The sequence below is a fragment of the Endozoicomonas sp. Z74 genome, assembly GCF_057680865.1.
Window position 1 is genome coordinate 1 of sequence record NZ_JBLYZI010000262.1, and the last position, 958, is coordinate 958.

1 protein-coding gene is annotated in these 958 nt (G+C 43.2%); it reads left to right on the forward strand.

From position 1 onward, the window contains the following. Positions 1 to 223 precede the first annotated feature (223 nt). On the forward strand, positions 224 to 850 hold the full coding sequence (locus tag ACNRUY_RS26655) for a glycosyltransferase (RefSeq protein ID WP_488114690.1): 627 nt from the start codon (positions 224 to 226) through the stop codon (positions 848 to 850). The last annotated feature ends 108 nt before the right edge of the window (positions 851 to 958 follow it).

Below are 958 nucleotides of genomic sequence, written 5' to 3' on the forward strand. Positions count from 1 at the left end.
AAGAACGCCAATGGAAACTCTGATAGATGGCAAAGAGATCTGGAAGGAAAAATTTGTAGCCTGAATTTGACCTGACAGACACCCTCTGAAAAATCGGTGACTGTCAGATCAGGTCTGAACTACTACAATACACCCCACAGACCTTGACTCCCCTTATGGAAAAATCATTCGTCAATCCAGCACCCCAAAAGGAGGAACAATAAAAACATTCCCAATTACCAAGATGCTCAGATATGAGCTATCCATCATCAAAAAGATCAGGCAGCATGAGCATCATCATCAAGTAAATCTAAAGGCGTTTATCAGCGACATCATCCGATACCGAATCATTCATGATCATGGCGGATTTTATTTTGACATGAAGTTTGAGTTACTCAAGCCTCTTGCCATGATAGCAAAGAATTCTCACAGTCTGGTCATAGCGCATGAAGATCATCATGGATTCAATAAAAACTATATGGAGACATACTTTCCAGGAGAATCAATTTACCTGAGCAATGGTTTTTTTGCAGCAACCCGGCATCACCCGATGCTATCAATGATGTTACAAGCCATGCAAGAAATAAAGGGGCTTCCTGATTCTCTTTTCGGTCCCCACTGGTTTGGTCGCCATATACAGGTATGGCTGGATGAAGACCCTGACAATCACCAAAAAACCAGGCTGCTGCCAACCGAGTTTATATACCCCTACATCAACTGGGAGGATACCCCGGGAGCCTCCCTTAGGGGTAAGGGGAAAGACCGTTGTCTGACTTACTCAGACAATAAGCTGCAATATTCATCAGATAGAGCAACCAGCTATATGAGCAAAAACCAGAACGGGCAACCAATTGTAGTAGTTCAGACCTGATCTGACAGTCACCGATTTTTCAGAGGGTGTCTGTCAGGTCAAATTCAGGCTACAAATTTTTCCTTCCAGATCTCTTTGCCATCTATCAGAGTTTCCATTGGCGTTCTT